Below are 15,509 nucleotides of genomic sequence, written 5' to 3'. Positions count from 1 at the left end.
CCCACCCGCGAAGGCCCGGCCATGCTGCTCAATTTCTTCTACGCGCTGCGCGCAGCCAAGCTGCCCGTCTCGGTGAAGGAATATCTGACGCTGCTCGAATCGCTGAAGGCCGGGCTGATCTCGCCGTCGATCGACGCGTTCTACTTCCTCGCGCGGATGACGCTCGTCAAGGACGAGCAGTATTTCGACAAGTTCGACCAGGCGTTCGGCGCGTATTTCCACGGCGTGTCCGCGCTGCCGTCCGAAGCGTTCGACATTCCGCTCGACTGGCTCGAGAAGCGCCTCGAGCGCGAACTGTCGCCCGAGGAAAAGGCGCAGATCGAAGCGATGGGCGGGCTCGACAAGCTGATGGAGCGCTTGAAGGCACTGCTCGACGAGCAGAAGGAACGCCACGAAGGCGGCAACAAGTGGATCGGCACCGGCGGCACGTCGCCGTTCGGGCACGGCGGCTTCAACCCGGAAGGCGTGCGCATCGGCGGCCCGTCGAACGGCAACCGCACCGCGGTGAAGGTGTGGGAAGCACGCGCATACCGCGACTACGACGATTCCGTCGAGATCGGCACGCGCAACATCAAGGTCGCGCTGCGACGGCTGCGCCGCTTCGCGCGCGAAGGCGCCGCAGAGGAACTCGACCTGCCCGGCACGATCCGCAGCACGGCCGCGAACGCGGGCTGGCTCGACCTGCGGATGGTGCCCGAGCGCCACAACAACGTGAAGGTGCTGATGCTGCTCGACGTCGGCGGCTCGATGGACGACCACATCAAGCGCACCGAAGAGCTGTTCTCGGCCGCGAAGGCCGAATTCAAGCACCTGGAATTCTTCTACTTCCACAACTGCGTGTACGACCACCTGTGGAAGAACAACCGGCGCCGCCACTCGGAACGCACCGCGACGTGGGACGTGCTGCACAAGTTCACGCCCGACTACAAGCTGATCTTCGTCGGCGACGCGACGATGAGCCCGTACGAAGTGCTGCAGCCCGGCGGCTCGGTCGAATACAACAACCCGGAAGCCGGAGCCGTGTGGCTGCGCCGCCTCGCCGACCAGTTCCCCCATCATGCATGGCTGAACCCCGAGCCCGAGCGGCTATGGGAATACCGGCAGTCGGTCGCGGTCATCCGCGACCTGCTCGGCCATCGCATGTATCCGCTCACGCTCGCGGGCCTCGAATCCGCGATGCGCGCACTCAGCAAATAACGCAACCCACCAGCAGACACGAAGGCCGCGTCCGAGCGGCCTCCCCCCGGAGATAGCATGAACCCTTCGCCCACCGCGAGCGCTGGCCGCGCCGGCGGCCGCCGCTTTTTCACCGACACTTCCGTCTCCGCGCTCGTCGCCGGCTTCGTCGCGATGATGACCGGCTACACGAGCTCGCTCGTGCTGATGTTCCAGGCCGGCCGCGCCGCACACCTCACCGATGCGCAGATCTCGTCGTGGATCTGGGCGCTGTCGATCGGCATGGCGCTGACGACGATCGGCCTGTCGCTGCGCTTTCGCGCGCCCGTCGTCGTCGCATGGTCGACGCCCGGCGCCGCGCTGCTGATCGCGTCGCTGCCCGGCGTGCCCTACCCCGAGGCGATCGGCGCGTTCGTCGTGTGCGCGCTGCTCCTGACGGCCGTCGGCGTGAGCGGCCTGTTCGACACGCTGATGCGCAAGATCCCGGCCGGCATCGCCGCCGCGCTGCTCGCGGGCATCCTGTTCGAGATCGGCATCGAGATCTTCCGCGCCGCGCAGTTCCAGACCGCGCTCGTGCTCGCGATGTTCTTCACCTACCTGATCGTCAAGCGGCTCGCGCCGCGCTATGCGATCGTGACGACGCTGATCGTCGGCACGGCAGTGGCCGGTGGCCTCGGCCTGCTCGACTTCAGCCGGTTCCACATCGCGCTCGCGAAGCCCGTGTTCACGATGCCGGCATTCTCGATCGCGTCGATCGTCAGCATCGGCATTCCGCTGTTCGTCGTCGCGATGGCGTCGCAGAACGTGCCGGGCATCGCGGTGCTGCGCGCGGACGGCTATGCGACACCGTCGTCGCCGCTGATCGCGACGACCGGCCTCGCGTCGCTGCTGCTCGCGCCGTTCGGCTCGCACGGCGTGAACCTCGCGGCGATCACGGCCGCGATCTGCACCGGCCCCGAAGCGCACGAGGATCACGCGAAGCGCTACACAGCCGCCGTATGGTGCGGCACGTTCTACCTGGTCGCCGGCATCTTCGGCGCGACGATCGCCGCGCTGTTCGCGGCACTGCCGAAGGCGCTCGTCGTGTCGGTCGCCGCGCTCGCGCTGTTCGGCTCGATCATGAGCGGGCTCGCGAACGCGATGCAGGACGTGAAGCAGCGCGAAGCCGCGCTCGTCACGTTCATGGTCACCGCGTCGGGCCTCACGCTGCTGTCGATCGGCTCGGCGTTCTGGGGGCTCGTCGCGGGCATCGTCACGCAGGTCATCCTGAACGCGCGGCGTCCCGCGTGACGCGGCTCGCCGCCCGCCCGAGGTGGCCGGCGGGCACGCCAAAACGTGCCCGACACGAATCGGGCCTAAAATGATGGATCGAAAGCGGCGCCCGGCGCCGCTTCGCTTCGCCGCCGCGCTCGCGCGGCCCGTGAGAACCCGGCGCCCCGCGCCCTTCTTCCGAATCGCCATGACTACCGCACTCGACCAGCTGAAGCAGTACACGACCGTCGTCGCCGACACGGGCGACTTCCAGCAGCTTGCGCAATACAAGCCGCAGGACGCGACCACGAACCCGTCGCTGATCCTGAAGGCCGTCCAGAAGGATGCGTACAAGCCGATCCTCGAGAAAACCGTCCGCGATCATCGCAACGAAAGCACCGACTTCATCATCGACCGCCTGCTGATCGCGTTCGGCACCGAGATCCTGAAGCTGATCCCGGGCCGCGTGTCGACCGAGGTCGACGCGCGCCTGTCGTTCGACACGCAGCGCTCGATCGACAAGGGGCTCGAACTGATCAAGCTGTACGAAGCAGCCGGCATCGGCCGCGATCGCATCCTGATCAAGCTCGCGTCGACGTGGGAAGGCATCCGCGCGGCCGAGGTGCTGCAGAAGGAAGGGATCAAGTGCAACATGACCCTGCTTTTCTCGCTCGTGCAGGCCGCCGCGTGCGCGGAAGCCGGCGCGCAGCTGATCTCGCCGTTCGTCGGCCGCATCTACGACTGGTACAAGAAGCAGGCCGGCGCGGAATGGAATGAAGCGACGGACGGCGGCGCGAACGATCCGGGCGTGCAGTCGGTGCGCCGCATCTACGCGTACTACAAGACGTTCGGCTACCACACCGAAGTGATGGGCGCGAGCTTCCGCACGACCAGCCAGATCACCGAGCTGGCCGGCTGCGACCTGCTGACGATCAGTCCCGACTTGCTGCAGAAGCTGCAGGACAGCAACGAGACGGTCGCGCGCAAGCTGTCGCCGGAAGTAATGCAGGACAAGCCGTCCGAGCGCGTCGCAATCGACGAGGCCGCGTTCCGCTTCCAGTTGAACGACGACGCGATGGCCACCGAAAAGCTCGCCGAAGGCATTCGCGTGTTCGCCGCCGATGCGGTGAAGCTCGAGAAGCTGATCGACGGGCTGCGCTGAAGCGTGCCGCGCGTCAGCGGCTGTCAGCAGCACTGACAACAGCCGTCAGCAAGCGCGCCGCACACGGCCGCGAACGTCATGTTCGCGGCCGTTTTTATTTTTCACTCCATCGTCAATCTCGCGCACTACAATCCACGTCACGGGTGCGCCGGCCGCCTCACGACGTCCCCTTTCCCAGTCAATCTTGCACGACCCCGAACCCGCGCCGACGCGCGGGACCGGCCCATCACAGGAGACAACGATGCAAGTTCAACCGTACCTGACGTTCTACGGTCGCGCCGACGAAGCCCTTCAGTTCTACGAAAAGGCACTCGGTGCGAAGACGATGTTCAAGATGCACTTCAAGGATGCGCCGCCGAACCCCGAACACGCGATCACGCCCGAGATGGCCGACAAGGTGATGCATGCGAGCTTCACGATCGGCGACTCGATGATCATGTGCTCGGACGGCGACTGCAGCCAGCCGGGCGGCACGCACGCCGGTTATTCGCTGTCGCTGAACCCGGCGACGGTCGAGGAAGGCCAGAAGCTGTTCAATGCGCTCGCCGATGGCGGCGAAGTGACGATGCCGTTCGGCAAGACGTTCTGGGCGCTCGGCTTCGGGATGACGAAGGACCGTTTCGGCGTGCACTGGATGGTCAACGTCGAGGACCTGTCGCAACGCGAGGATCTCGCGAAGCGCGCGGAGCAGTAACGCGCACGCATGCCGCCCGGATCGTGCTGTCGCGACGATCCGGGCGGGCCCGCTACTTGCGCAGCACCTCCGCCAGCGCCTGTTCCAGCGTGCCGTTCGAGCGGCACGCGACACGCGCCCCCTTCTGCTTGCCGGCCGCGATCACGCCGGCCATGCCCGCGACGTCGATCGACACGCTCACACCTTGCGTCGCCTCGTCGATGCGCGTCACGACTTTCAGCGTGTGCGTCACGTTCGACGTCTGCTTCAGTTCGGAACAGTCCAGAAAGTTGCCCGCGTTCGGATAGTCGGCATACGCGGCGGCAACGAGCCCCGCGTCGCGATCGCTGACGCGCGCCGCAAGCTTGTGGTCCGCATAGAACTGCGCGACCGCCGCCCACACTTCGTCATACTTGCGATTGCCGATCACGATGCGCGATGCATCGTCGGCGCCGTGCGCACCGTCGGCCGTGTCGTGTTGCGCCGGCGGCGCATCGCGCGCCGCGTATCGCTGCCCGGGGCCGTACACCGAAATGCAGCCGGCCAGCGCCGCACACAGCACGGCGCCCGACAATATCGTTTTCATCGCGGCCCGCCGTCAACGGTAGTACATGTTCGCGCAGCCGGCGAGCAGGATCGGCGCAACGAGCGCCCACATCAACAGGACTCTCATGCCGCGCCTCATCGGTAGTACGCGTTCACGCAACCGGCGAGTGCGACGCAGCACATGCCGAGTACCAACAACCAAATCTTCATCATTGCATCCCTCATATAATCGAATCGTGTCGAGATCGAATCACCCGGCACAGGCCGGGCGGGACGCATTATTGGCAACCCGGCAGCGCGCCTCCCAATCGGTCTTTCACCGATTTTCGCCACGGCGCGGCCACCCTAGAATCACTTGAAGATGCGCGAAAACGGGTGCACCACCACACGGGGCTTTCGCGGCGCACCATGCAAAACGCCCGCGACTTGCGTCGCGGGCGTCGTGTCGAAACTGCAACAGAAACGGCGGCGATCAGCTCTCGACGACGTCGAGATAGTCCTCCGGACGCGTGCGATCCTCCGCATGCGCCATGCCCATCACGCGCACCAGCACGCTCACCACCACCGACACCACCAGGTTCACGATCAGCGACCACACGGCCGCGTAGCCGGGAATCGCGAGGCCGAACAGGTGGATCGTGAAGATCGAGCTCGCGAGCTTCAACGAGATCGCCATCCACGTGCCGCACACGATGCCGGCCGCCCAGCCGACCAGCAGGCCGCGATGGTCGAGCACGCGCGTGTACAGGCCGAGCACGATCGCGGGCAGCGTCTGGATGATCCAGATCCCGCCGAGCAGCTGCAGCTGGATCGCGTAGGTCAGCGGCAGCCCGAGGATGAACGCGACCGCGCCGACCTTGACGATCAGCGACACGAGCTTCGCGACGTGCGTCTCCTGCTCGTGCGACATGTTGCGGTTCACGAACTCGCGGTGGATGTTGCGCGTGTACAGGTTCGCGGCCGCGATCGACATGATTGCCGCCGGCACCAGCGCGCCGATGCCGATCGCCGCGAACGCGACGCCGACGAACCACGACGGGAAATACTCGAGGAACAGCGCGGGCACCGCGAAGTTCGGACCGAACGCCTTGAAGTACGGCGCGTACTGCGGCATGTCCTTCACGCCGGACGCGAGCGCCATGTAGCCGAGCAGCGCCAGCAGGCCGAGCACGAACGAGTACGCGGGCAGCATCGCCATGTTGCGGCGGATCGAGTTGCCCGACGACGACGACAGGATCGCCGTGACCGAGTGCGGATACAGGAACAGTGCGAGTGCCGAGCCGATCGCGAGTGTCGCGTACGCGCTGTAGCCGTTCAGACTCATCGCGTCCGGCGCCTTCAGCAGCAGCTTCGCGGGCGGCACGCTCGCGAAGATGTGGCCGAAGCCGCCGAGCTTCGCGGGGATCACGACGACCGCCGCGGCGATCGTGATGTAGATCAGGACATCCTTCACGATCGCGATCATCGCGGGCGCGCGCAGCCCCGACGTGTACGTGTACGCGGCGAGAATCGCGAATGCGATGATCAGCGGCAGGTCCCCGACGAAACCGGTCGTGTCGAATCCGAGCGCGCCGATCACCACTTCGATGCCGACGAGCTGCAGCGCGATGTACGGCATCGTCGCGAGGATGCCCGTCACCGCGATCGCGAGCGCGAGCATCCGGCTGCCGTAGCGTGCGTTGACGAAGTCGGCGGCCGTCACGTAGCCGTGCCGCTTCGCGATGCTCCACAGCTTCGGGAACACGACGAACGCGAACGGATAGATCAGGATCGTGTACGGCAGCGCGAAGAAGCCCATCGCGCCGGCGCCGAATACGAGCGCGGGCACCGCGACGAACGTGTACGCCGTGTAGAGGTCGCCGCCGAGCAGGAACCACGTGACGATCGTGCCGAAGCGGCGTCCGCCGAGGCCCCATTCGTCGAGATGGGCGAGATCGCCGCGACGCCAGTTCGCGGCCAGGAAACCGATGATCGTGACACCGATGAACAGCAGGACGAAGACGAAGGTGGCGCCGAGATTCATTGCGCACCTCCTTGCGAACCGCTCGCCTTCCACGCGTTCTTGGTCTTGAAATACACGAACGCGGTAATCACCGCGCTAATGAAGACCCAAAGCAACTGGTACCAGTAGAAAAACGGAAAACCCAACCATTGCGGTTCGATCTTGCTGTACGACGGCACCCAGACCATCGCGATCAGCGGCAGTACCAGCAGCCAGAGCCAGCGCTTGGCGGCCCGGTTGGCGTCGGCATCGTGAGCCATGACGTCTCCTCATCTTTCCCGGTTATCGATCTTGTTGAGCGGGTACGGCGGCGAGAGGAGCGGCAAAACGGGTAAGCTGCGGCCCCCCTGGCTTCGCGCCAGTATAGGAGCCGCGGGCACGCGGTCAAGCGGGGGCGAACCCGAGGTGATCCGCCCCTTGTCACGCGGTTGCACCGGCATGTCGCCGGTGCATGAAGCGTCAGATCGCGAACGCGGTGTCGCGTGCGCCCGTCGTTTCTTTCAAAGCTTTCACCCACTTGCGCGCGGGCAGCTTCAGCGTGTCCTCGATCAGCTTCGCGCGCGCGTCGAGCTGCGCGAACGGCACGTCGAGCGCGGGGCCCGAGAACGCGATCGCGATCCGGTTGCCGTCGTGCACTTCGGGCAGCGCGATCACGCGGTGATCGAACGCCGCGTTCAGGTGTTTCATGTTGCGCACGAAGCTCGGATGATCGCCGAACAGGTTGATCGTCGCGATGCCCGCATCGGCGAGGCAGCCGCGCACCGCGCGGTAGAACGCGACACTGTCGAGCACGGGGCCGCGCGCGGTCGCATCGTACAGGTCGACCTGGATCGCGCCCGTCGTGCCGCGGTTGGCCGGGTCGTTGACGAAATCCCACGCGTCGGCTTCGTGCACGGCGAGGCGCGCGTCGTCGGGCGGCAGCGCGAACATCGTGCGCGCGGCAACGATCACGGCCGGGTTCAGCTCGACGGCCTCGACCTTCGCGTGCGGCAGGAAGCGGTGCGAGAACTTGGTCAGCGCGCCGGTGCCGAGCCCGAGCTGGACGATCCGCTCGGGCGTTTCGAGGAACAGCAGCCACGCCATCATCTGCTGCGCGTATTCGAGCTCGATATGCAGCGGCTTCGAGATCCGCATCGCGCCCTGCACCCATTCGGTACCGAAGTGCAGGAAGCGCACGCCGCCCTCTTCGGAGAACGTGACGGGCGCGAAGCGCGGCTTGCGCGGTGCCTCGAGCACCGGCACGTCGTCGTGTTCGTCGATTTCCGGGCGGCGCTTCACGCGCGGCGGGTGGAGTTTTTCGGAGCCGTTGTAGGCGGACGCCTTGCCATTCTTGAACGCACGTGCCTCGGCGGACGCGCGCTTGATCAGTCGGGTCATGATTGAATCTCGCTGGGTGATGCTGGATGAGCGGACGAGAGGATAGCATTGGTGGGGGGTGGCGACTGTTGGAGGCAGATTCACCGTTGCGCCGCGTTGATCGGTCAGCGTGCAACCACGGTCGGCGTGGACGATAATGCATCGCAACCGTGTTGGAGGACGTTGCCTGATGAAGACCGCCACCTTTCCATCCGTTCAGGTCGAGCCGGAACTGCTTGCCGCGGCCGAACACGCCCTGTGTGACGGCGAAACGCTGTCGAGCTTCGTCGAGCAATCAATCCGTGAAAGCATCGAGCGTCGTCGGCTTCAAAGCGAATTCATTGCGCGCGGCATTGCATCCCGCGACAAGGCGACGCGCACGGACCAGTACGTTGCCTCGTCCGACGTGCTCGCACGACTGCAACGCCGGCTCGATGCGATGCGTGTTCGCCAGCGGCAAGCTCGCTGACCGAACGGTCCGCGTCACAACCGTCAGACGACGAGGAATCACATGGCCTCGAACGACAAGAAGATCTGGTTCCCGGCGAAACGCTACGGTTGGGGCTGGGGTTTACCGGTCGCGTGGCAGGGTTGGATCGTACTGCTGCTGTTCGTGATCGGAGTCGTCGCGAGCGCGTGGCTGCTGCCGCCGCACAAGTCACCGTTCGCGTACGGCGCGTGCATTGTGGTGTTGATCGCGCTGCTGACTGTCGTGTGCTGGATCAAGGGCGAGAAGCCCGGGTGGAGATGGGGCAAGGATGATTGAGCGACGGGAGCGATGCCCCCTCCCCGGCGCTCATGCCGGCATCAGGAACGAATCCCCCGCCACTGCACCAGCTTCTGCTCGAACGACAGCATCGCATTCGCCGGGCTCGACGAGGGCAGCACGAGCGTTTCATACCCCGCCCTGCCGATCACGTCGGCAAACCGCCCTGCCGTCTTGCCGTTGAAACACACGCGCTTCAGCAACGGCGCATGTTCCCTCAACGAATCGAAATCGTTCGGCTCCGCGTTGCGGATCGCCGAATCGAGGCTGCCCTCGCGATGGCACGCGGCGAGCACATCCCAGATACCGATCCCGTGCGTCAGCACGCGCTCGAGCCGTGCGTCGTACGCCAGTTCGTGCAACCCGTGCTCGCCGAGCACCGTGCCGAGCAGCCGCCAGAACTGGTTGCGCGGATGCGCGTAATACTGCGCGGCAACAAGCGACGCCTCGCCCGGAAAGCTGCCGAGGATCATCGTATGCGTATTCGGCCCGACCACCGGCCCGAAACCCTGCAGCATCACGCGTCTCCGCCCGGACTACCCGAACGCGCCCCGTCGCCGTGCGCGTCGAGATGACGCCACAGCGCCGGCAGCATGCACTCGGTGACCATCAGCGGTTTGCCGTGACGCTGGAACACCGAGCGCCGCGCCACGAACGCATGCGGCGCTCGCACGCCCTGCAGCGCATGAGTCGCGAGCGTATACAGCGGATGGCCGGCGATCACGCGCCGGCTGACGAGCGCCGAGCGCTCGACCTGCGGATCGCTGTACAGCAGCTCCGCCAGCGGCCGCGTGCGCAGCCGCCGCATCGCCTGCCACACGCCCTTGCTGGCGGCGAGCGGCGCGATGCTGTGCGCGGCGACGTACGGCGTACCGTCGACCGACAGGATCACCTCGCGCACCCACATCGGTGCGCGCGGCGCACTGGCGACCGCATCGGGCTCGTCGAACCACGGGCAGTCGACGGCCTCCCGCGTCACGCGCACATTCACGCGGCCGAGCCGCGCGAGATGCGCGGTCAGCGATCCGCCGCGCGTCAGCCAGTCACGCTGGTCGAGCGTGCAGCCAGGCCGCGGCGTCTCGCGCCAGCCGGCCTGCCCGCCGTCGAATCGCATGCGTGCGTTCACGCGGCGCGCGACAGCAGCAGCGCGTTGGTCCGCTTCACGAAGCTCGCCGGATCGTCGAGCATGCCGCCCTCGGCCAGCAGCGCCTGATCGAACAGCAGATGGCACCAGTCGCCGAAATCGGCGCTGTCGGCCTTCAACTGCTTCACGAGCGCGTGCTCGGGATTGATCTCGAGGATCGGCTGCATCGCCGGCGCGTTCTGGCCGGCCGCCTTCAGCATCCGCTGCAGGTAGCCGCTCATGTCGTTGTCGTCCGCGACGAGGCACGACGGCGAATCGGTCAGGCGGAACGTGACACGCACTTCCTTCACCCTGTCGCCGAGCGCTTCCTTCATCTTGTCGACAACCGGCTTGATCGCCTCGCCTGCTTGTTCCTGCGCCTTCTTCTCTTCGTCGTTCAGCTCGCCGAGATCGAGGTCGCCGCGCGCCACGCTCGCGAGCGGCTTGCCGTCGAATTCCTGCAGGAACGACAGCATCCATTCGTCGACGCGGTCGGTCAGCAGCAGCACCTCGACGCCCTTCTTGCGGAACACCTCGAGATGCGGGCTGTTCTTCGCGGCCTGCCATGCGTCGGCCGTCACGTAGTAGATCTTGCTCTGCTCGGGCTTCATGCGCGACACGTAGTCGGCAAGCGACACGTCCTGCGCGTCGGTATCGCCGTGCGTCGACGCGAAGCGCAGCAGCTTCGCGATGCGCTCGCGGTTCGCGTGATCCTCGCCGAGGCCTTCCTTCAGCACCTGGCCGAACGCGCCCCAGAACGTCTTGTACTTCTCCTTGCCGGCATCCTCTTCCGCGTTTGCGAGCTCTTCGAGCATCGACAGCGCGCGCTTCGTCACGCCTTCGCGGATCGCCTTCACGTCACGGCTTTCCTGCAGGATCTCGCGCGACACGTTCAGCGGCAGGTCGGCCGAATCGACGACCCCCTTCACGAAGCGCAGGTATTGCGGCAGCAGCTGCTCGGCGTCGTCCATGATGAACACGCGCTTCACGTACAACTTCAGGCCGCCGCGATAGTCGCGGTTCCACATGTCGAACGGCGCATGCGACGGCACGAACAGCAGTTGCGTGTATTCGCTGCGGCCCTCGACGCGGTTGTGCGTCCACGTGAGCGGATCCTGGTGGTCGTGCGCGATGTGCTGGTAGAACTGCGTGTACTGCTCGTCGGTGACGTCGCTCTTCGAACGCGTCCACAGCGCGCTCGCCTGGTTGACGGTCTCGTCCTCGTCCTTCAGGACCATCTCTCCCTTTTCCTGATCCCACTCTTCCTTCTGCATCAGGATCGGCAGCGCGATGTGATCGGAGTACTTCTGGACGATCGACTGCAGGCGGTGCGACGACAGCAGCTCGTCCTCGCCTTCGCGCAGGTGCAGCGTGATCGTCGTGCCGCGCTGCGCGCGCTCGATCGCGTCGATCGTGAAATCGCCCTCGCCCGCGCTTTCCCAGCGCACGGCTTCGTTCGCCGGCAGGCCCGCGCGGCGCGTCTCGACGGTGATCTTGTCCGCGACGATGAAGCCCGAGTAGAAGCCGACGCCGAACTGGCCGATCAGCGCCGCATCCTTCTGCTGGTCGCCGGACAGCTTCGTGAAGAATTCCTTGGTGCCCGAACGCGCGATCGTGCCGAGGTTCGCGATCGCCTCATCACGGCTCATGCCGATGCCGTTGTCGTCGATCGTGATCGTGCGCGCGGCCTTGTCGTAGCCGATGCGGATGCGCAGGTTCGGATCGTTCTCGTACAGCGCGTTGTCCGCGAGCCCCTCGAAGCGCAGCTTGTCGGCCGCGTCGGACGCGTTCGACACCAGTTCGCGCAGGAAGATTTCCTTGTTGCTGTAGAGCGAATGAATCATCAGGTGGAGGAGTTGCTTGACCTCTGCCTGAAAGCTCATCGTTTCGTGTGCCATGGATGCTGTTTCCTCTTACTTGAACTTGAATGGTATGGCGCAGGCGCCCGGCGCGTGATGCCGGCCGGCCCGGGACGGACGACCGCCTGGCGCAAGCGGTTTGCGCGCGTATCTGGGGACCGCGCGCGCGATTTCAAGGGCCGGCGTGCCGCGCAACCTCACGACGCGCGCCGCACGGCCGAGTCGATATAGCGCGCGAGAAACCCCGGCAGCGCCGGATCGCCGCAGTTCGCGACATTGAAGCGCGTCCACGTCGACGACGACTGCTGCGGCGAAAACAGGCTGCCGGGCGTCAGCAGGAACCCCTGTTCGTGCGCGGCGGCGGCGAGCGCGTCCGAATCGACACCGGTGTCGGCCCACAGGAACATCCCGGCCGCCGGCATCGTGAACAGCCCGAGCCCTGTGCGCTCGAGCATCCGCGCGGTCTTGTCGCGCACGCCGTCGAGCCGCGCGCGCAGCCGCTCGACGTGGCGCCGGTAATGCCCTTCGGTCAGGATCTTGTAAAGGACGCGCTCGTTGAGCTCGGGCGTCGTCATCCCGACCAGCATCTTCTGGTCGGTGATCGCCTTCGCGATCTCCGGCGCGCACGCGACGTAGCCGACCCGCAGGTTCGCGGCGAGCGTCTTCGAATAGCTGCCGAGGTAGATCACGCGCTTCAACTGGTCGAGGCTCGCGAGGCGCGTGGCCGGATAGCTCGGCGGGCACAGGTCGCCGTACACGTCGTCCTCGACGACGAGGAAGTCGTACGCCTCCGCGAGCTTCAGGATCCGGAACGCCTGCGCGGCCGACAGCGACGTGCCGGTCGGGTTCTGCAGCACCGAGTTGATCACGAGCATCTTCGGCCGCCACATCTGCACGAGCGTCTCGAGCGCGTCGAGATCGGGGCCGTCGGGCGTATAAGGCATCCCGATGAGCTGCGCGCCCTGCGACGCGAAGCGGCCGAACATCTGGAACCAGGCCGGATCGCCGACGATCACCGCGTCGCCGGGCCGCACGTAGATCCGCGAGATCAGGTCGATTGCCTGCGTGATCCCCGATACCAGCACGAGCTGGTCGGGCGTGGCGCCGATCTCGACCTCGGCCAGGCGCGTCTGCAGCTGCTGGCGCAGCGGCAGGAAGCCCTGCGCGGTGCCGAAGCCGAGCATCTGCGCGCCGGACTGGCGCCCGAGCGCGCGCAGCGCACCGGTGATCAGCTCGCCGTCGAGCCAGCGGCCCGGCAGGTAGCCGAGACCGGGCCCCTTTTCCGGGCTGACGGTGTGCAGCATGTTGCGCAGCAGCCAGACGACGTCGATCGTGTTGTGCACGGGCGCGGCCTCGGCCACGCGCGCCACCTTGTCGGTCGGCTGCGGGCCGGCCGTGCGCTCGCGCACGTAGAAGCCCGACCCGCGCCGCGAGTCGAGGTAACCCTGCGCGACGAGGCGCTCGTACGCCTCGACGACGGTGAAGCGCGACACGCTCTTGTCGAGCGCGAGCTTGCGGATCGACGGCATCCGCATGCCGGGACGGAACACGCGTTCGTCGATGCGCCGCCGTGCCCACTGGACAAGCTGGTCGACGAGCGTAAGCGTGGCCGTGTCGTGCGGCACGGGAATCTGGGCGAGTGGAACGGTGGACATGGGCGGCAGCTCCAACTGTACCGAAGGCTATCGCGCCGATTGTACCGTTACTGTGCCGGTATCGCCGATTACAGTTGACCGGAATGGCGACCGTGCGGCCGCCGTTCCGGCCCCGCCGCACCTGGCGCCGCGCCGGTCGGCCTGCGTCGCGGTTCGGGCGCCGGCCGGTCCGGCAACCGCCCGGCGCATCGCCTGCCTACCATGACACTTTCGCTTCCCGACCGACGTTCATGCCAGCCCGCTCCCTGACACTCGACCATCTCGTGATCGTCGCACGCACGCTCGACGACGGCGTGCGCCATGTCGCCGACGCGCTCGGCATCGAACCGGCCGGCGGCGGCCGGCACCCGCTGATGCGGACCCACAATGCACTGTTCGGCGCGTGGGGCGGGCTCTATCTGGAAGTGATCGCGATCGACCCCGATGCACCCGGCCCGGAAGATACCGATACGCCGCCGCGCGCGCGGCTGTTCGGGCTCGACGATCCGGCGATGCACGCGCGGCTCGCGCGGGGCCCGTTTCTCGCGCACTGGGTCGCGCGCGTCGACCGCCCGCGCCAGCTCGCGCTGTGGCAGCGCCAGTACCCGTCCCGCATCCCGCCCGTCGTCCCGATGCGGCGCGGCGAGCTGACCTGGGGCCTCACGGTGCCCGACGACGGCGCGTTCCCCGCGTGGCAGGGTTCGGGCGACGGCCTCGTACCGTCGCTGATCCAGTGGGACAGCCCGCGCCACCCGGCCGAATCGCTGCCGCACGACGGCGTCGCGCTGAAGTCGCTCAAGGGCACCCACCCGCGTGCGGACGCGATCCGCGAGCAGCTCGACTGGCTCGGCGCCGCGCATCTGCTCGACCTGGAAACCGGCGACAGCCCGCCCGCGCTGGTCGCCGAATTCGATACCCCGCAGGGCGCGCGCACGCTGCGCTGAACGCCCCTCGATTACAACCACCCTGCAAGACGGAGACACCCACGACATGAATTCGCGCGAAACCCGGGGCATGCTGCTCGGCCTGATCGGCGTGATGATCTTCAGCCTGACGCTGCCGATGACGCGTATCGTCGTGTCCGAACTCAATCCGCTGCTCAACGGGCTCGGCCGCGCGCTCGCCGCCTCGGTGCCGGCCGGGCTGCTGCTGTGGTGGCGCCGCGAGGCGCTGCCGACCCGCGCGCAACTGAAAAGCCTCGCGATCACGTCGGCCGGCGTGATCATCGCGTATCCGGTGTTCTCCGCATGGGCGATGAAATCGGTGCCCGCGTCGCACGGCGCGGTCGTCAACGGGCTGCAGCCGCTGTTCGTCGCGCTGTACGCCGCCTGGCTGTCGCACGAGCGGCCGTCGAAGGCATTCTGGGCCAGCGCGGTGGCGGGCAGCGCGCTCGTGATCGCGTTCGCGCTGCGCGACGGCGGCGGCACCGTGCAGGCGGGCGATGCGCTGATGCTCGTCGCGGTCGGCATCGGCGCGCTCGGTTATGCGGAAGGCGCGCGCCTCGCGCGCCAGATCGGCGGCTGGCAGGTGATCTGCTGGGCGCTCGTCGTGTCCGCGCCGTTCCTCGTGCTGCCGGTCGCCTGGCTCGCGTGGATGCAGCATGCCGCGCATCCGGGCCCGCTCGCGCTGCGCACGTGGCTCGCGTTCGGCTACGTGACCCTCTTTTCGCAATTCATCGGCTTTTTCGCGTGGTATGCGGGGCTCGCCATGGGCGGCATCGCGCGCGTCGGCCAGGTGCAGCTGCTGCAGATTTTCTTCACGATCGCATTTTCCGCGCTGCTGTTCGGCGAAACGGTGACGTCGACGACGTGGCTGTTCGCGGCCGCCGTGATCGCCACCGTGGTGCTCGGGCGCCGCTCGGCGGTCGCCACCGCCGCGCGACCGGCTCGCGCCGGCTGAACAGGTGCGCCATAATGGCTGTTTTGCCTGATCGGTTTTGCCCACCCGGCCGCGAAGGCTCG

The 15,509-nt window shown here is 66.8% G+C and carries 16 protein-coding genes; 8 read left to right on the top strand and 8 right to left on the bottom strand.

The annotated features are described in order from the left end of the window. Positions 1-21: 21 nt before the first annotated feature. The 4 genes from VL15_RS25325 to VL15_RS25310 all read left to right on the top strand — a co-directional run bounded on the left by VL15_RS25325 (position 22) and on the right by VL15_RS25310 (position 4,283). Complete coding sequence (locus VL15_RS25325) at positions 22-1,197, top strand: vWA domain-containing protein (protein WP_048249236.1); 1,176 nt, start codon at positions 22-24, stop codon at positions 1,195-1,197. Positions 1,198-1,254: 57 nt separating this feature from the next. Continuing rightward, positions 1,255-2,466, top strand: a complete 1,212-nt coding sequence (locus VL15_RS25320) for a benzoate/H(+) symporter BenE family transporter (protein ID WP_048249235.1) — start codon at positions 1,255-1,257, stop codon at positions 2,464-2,466. Between the two features lie 169 nt (positions 2,467-2,635). Further along, a complete protein-coding gene (gene tal, locus VL15_RS25315; RefSeq protein ID WP_048249423.1) occupies positions 2,636-3,589 on the top strand; it encodes a transaldolase in 954 nt (317 codons plus the stop codon). A gap of 241 nt (positions 3,590-3,830) precedes the next feature. Then, positions 3,831-4,283 (top strand): VOC family protein, encoded by a 453-nt coding sequence (locus VL15_RS25310; protein ID WP_048249234.1) that lies wholly within the window; start codon positions 3,831-3,833, stop codon positions 4,281-4,283. Between the two features lie 52 nt (positions 4,284-4,335). On the opposite strand, the gene VL15_RS25305 is transcribed toward VL15_RS25310, so the two are convergent. The 4 genes from VL15_RS25305 to VL15_RS25290 form a co-directional block, all read right to left on the bottom strand. Beyond that, positions 4,336-4,848, bottom strand: a complete 513-nt coding sequence (locus tag VL15_RS25305) for a hypothetical protein (RefSeq protein ID WP_048249233.1) — start codon at positions 4,846-4,848, stop codon at positions 4,336-4,338. A gap of 432 nt (positions 4,849-5,280) precedes the next feature. Next, positions 5,281-6,831, bottom strand: a complete 1,551-nt coding sequence (mctP, locus tag VL15_RS25300) for a monocarboxylate uptake permease MctP (RefSeq protein WP_048249232.1) — start codon at positions 6,829-6,831, stop codon at positions 5,281-5,283. After that, positions 6,828-7,070 (bottom strand): DUF3311 domain-containing protein, encoded by a 243-nt coding sequence (locus VL15_RS25295; RefSeq protein WP_048249231.1) that lies wholly within the window; start codon positions 7,068-7,070, stop codon positions 6,828-6,830. The genes mctP and VL15_RS25295 overlap by 4 nt, the downstream gene beginning before the upstream one ends. 199 nt (positions 7,071-7,269) lie before the next feature. Beyond that, positions 7,270-8,187: a spermidine synthase gene (locus VL15_RS25290; protein ID WP_048249230.1), complete on the bottom strand. Its 918-nt coding sequence runs from the start codon at positions 8,185-8,187 to the stop codon at positions 7,270-7,272. A gap of 169 nt (positions 8,188-8,356) precedes the next feature. Here VL15_RS25290 and VL15_RS25285 point away from each other — a divergent pair, with 169 nt between their 5' ends. Next, positions 8,357-8,635, top strand: a complete 279-nt coding sequence (locus tag VL15_RS25285) for a YlcI/YnfO family protein (protein WP_048249229.1) — start codon at positions 8,357-8,359, stop codon at positions 8,633-8,635. A 42-nt stretch (positions 8,636-8,677) separates the two neighbouring features. Next, a complete protein-coding gene (locus VL15_RS25280; protein ID WP_048249228.1) occupies positions 8,678-8,932 on the top strand; it encodes a hypothetical protein in 255 nt (84 codons plus the stop codon). A gap of 41 nt (positions 8,933-8,973) precedes the next feature. On the opposite strand, the gene VL15_RS25275 is transcribed toward VL15_RS25280, so the two are convergent. The 4 genes from VL15_RS25275 to VL15_RS25260 all read right to left on the bottom strand — a co-directional run bounded on the left by VL15_RS25275 (position 8,974) and on the right by VL15_RS25260 (position 13,569). Further along, positions 8,974-9,450: a DNA-deoxyinosine glycosylase gene (locus tag VL15_RS25275; protein WP_048249227.1), complete on the bottom strand. Its 477-nt coding sequence runs from the start codon at positions 9,448-9,450 to the stop codon at positions 8,974-8,976. Then, positions 9,450-10,046, bottom strand: coding sequence for a chorismate--pyruvate lyase family protein (locus tag VL15_RS25270; RefSeq protein WP_048249226.1), 597 nt, complete (start codon positions 10,044-10,046; stop codon positions 9,450-9,452). The genes VL15_RS25275 and VL15_RS25270 overlap by 1 nt, the downstream gene beginning before the upstream one ends. 8 nt (positions 10,047-10,054) lie before the next feature. Then, complete coding sequence (gene htpG, locus VL15_RS25265) at positions 10,055-11,953, bottom strand: molecular chaperone HtpG (RefSeq protein WP_048249225.1); 1,899 nt, start codon at positions 11,951-11,953, stop codon at positions 10,055-10,057. A 158-nt stretch (positions 11,954-12,111) separates the two neighbouring features. Next, complete coding sequence (locus VL15_RS25260; RefSeq protein ID WP_048249224.1) at positions 12,112-13,569, bottom strand: PLP-dependent aminotransferase family protein; 1,458 nt, start codon at positions 13,567-13,569, stop codon at positions 12,112-12,114. A gap of 230 nt (positions 13,570-13,799) precedes the next feature. Between VL15_RS25260 and VL15_RS25255 the strand changes: the two genes are divergently transcribed. Together VL15_RS25255 and VL15_RS25250 are read left to right on the top strand one after the other, a co-directional pair. After that, positions 13,800-14,492, top strand: coding sequence for a VOC family protein (locus tag VL15_RS25255; protein ID WP_048249223.1), 693 nt, complete (start codon positions 13,800-13,802; stop codon positions 14,490-14,492). A gap of 46 nt (positions 14,493-14,538) precedes the next feature. Continuing rightward, on the top strand, positions 14,539-15,447 hold the full coding sequence (locus VL15_RS25250) for a DMT family transporter (RefSeq protein WP_048249222.1): 909 nt from the start codon (positions 14,539-14,541) through the stop codon (positions 15,445-15,447). Positions 15,448-15,509: the final 62 nt, after the last annotated feature.

Origin of the sequence: Burkholderia cepacia (genome assembly GCF_001039005.1) — a bacterium.
Classification (GTDB): Bacteria; Pseudomonadota; Gammaproteobacteria; order Burkholderiales; family Burkholderiaceae; genus Burkholderia; species Burkholderia theae.
The sequence above is the reverse complement of the archived record's forward strand: the minus strand, read 5'-3'. Positions and strand labels throughout refer to the sequence as shown.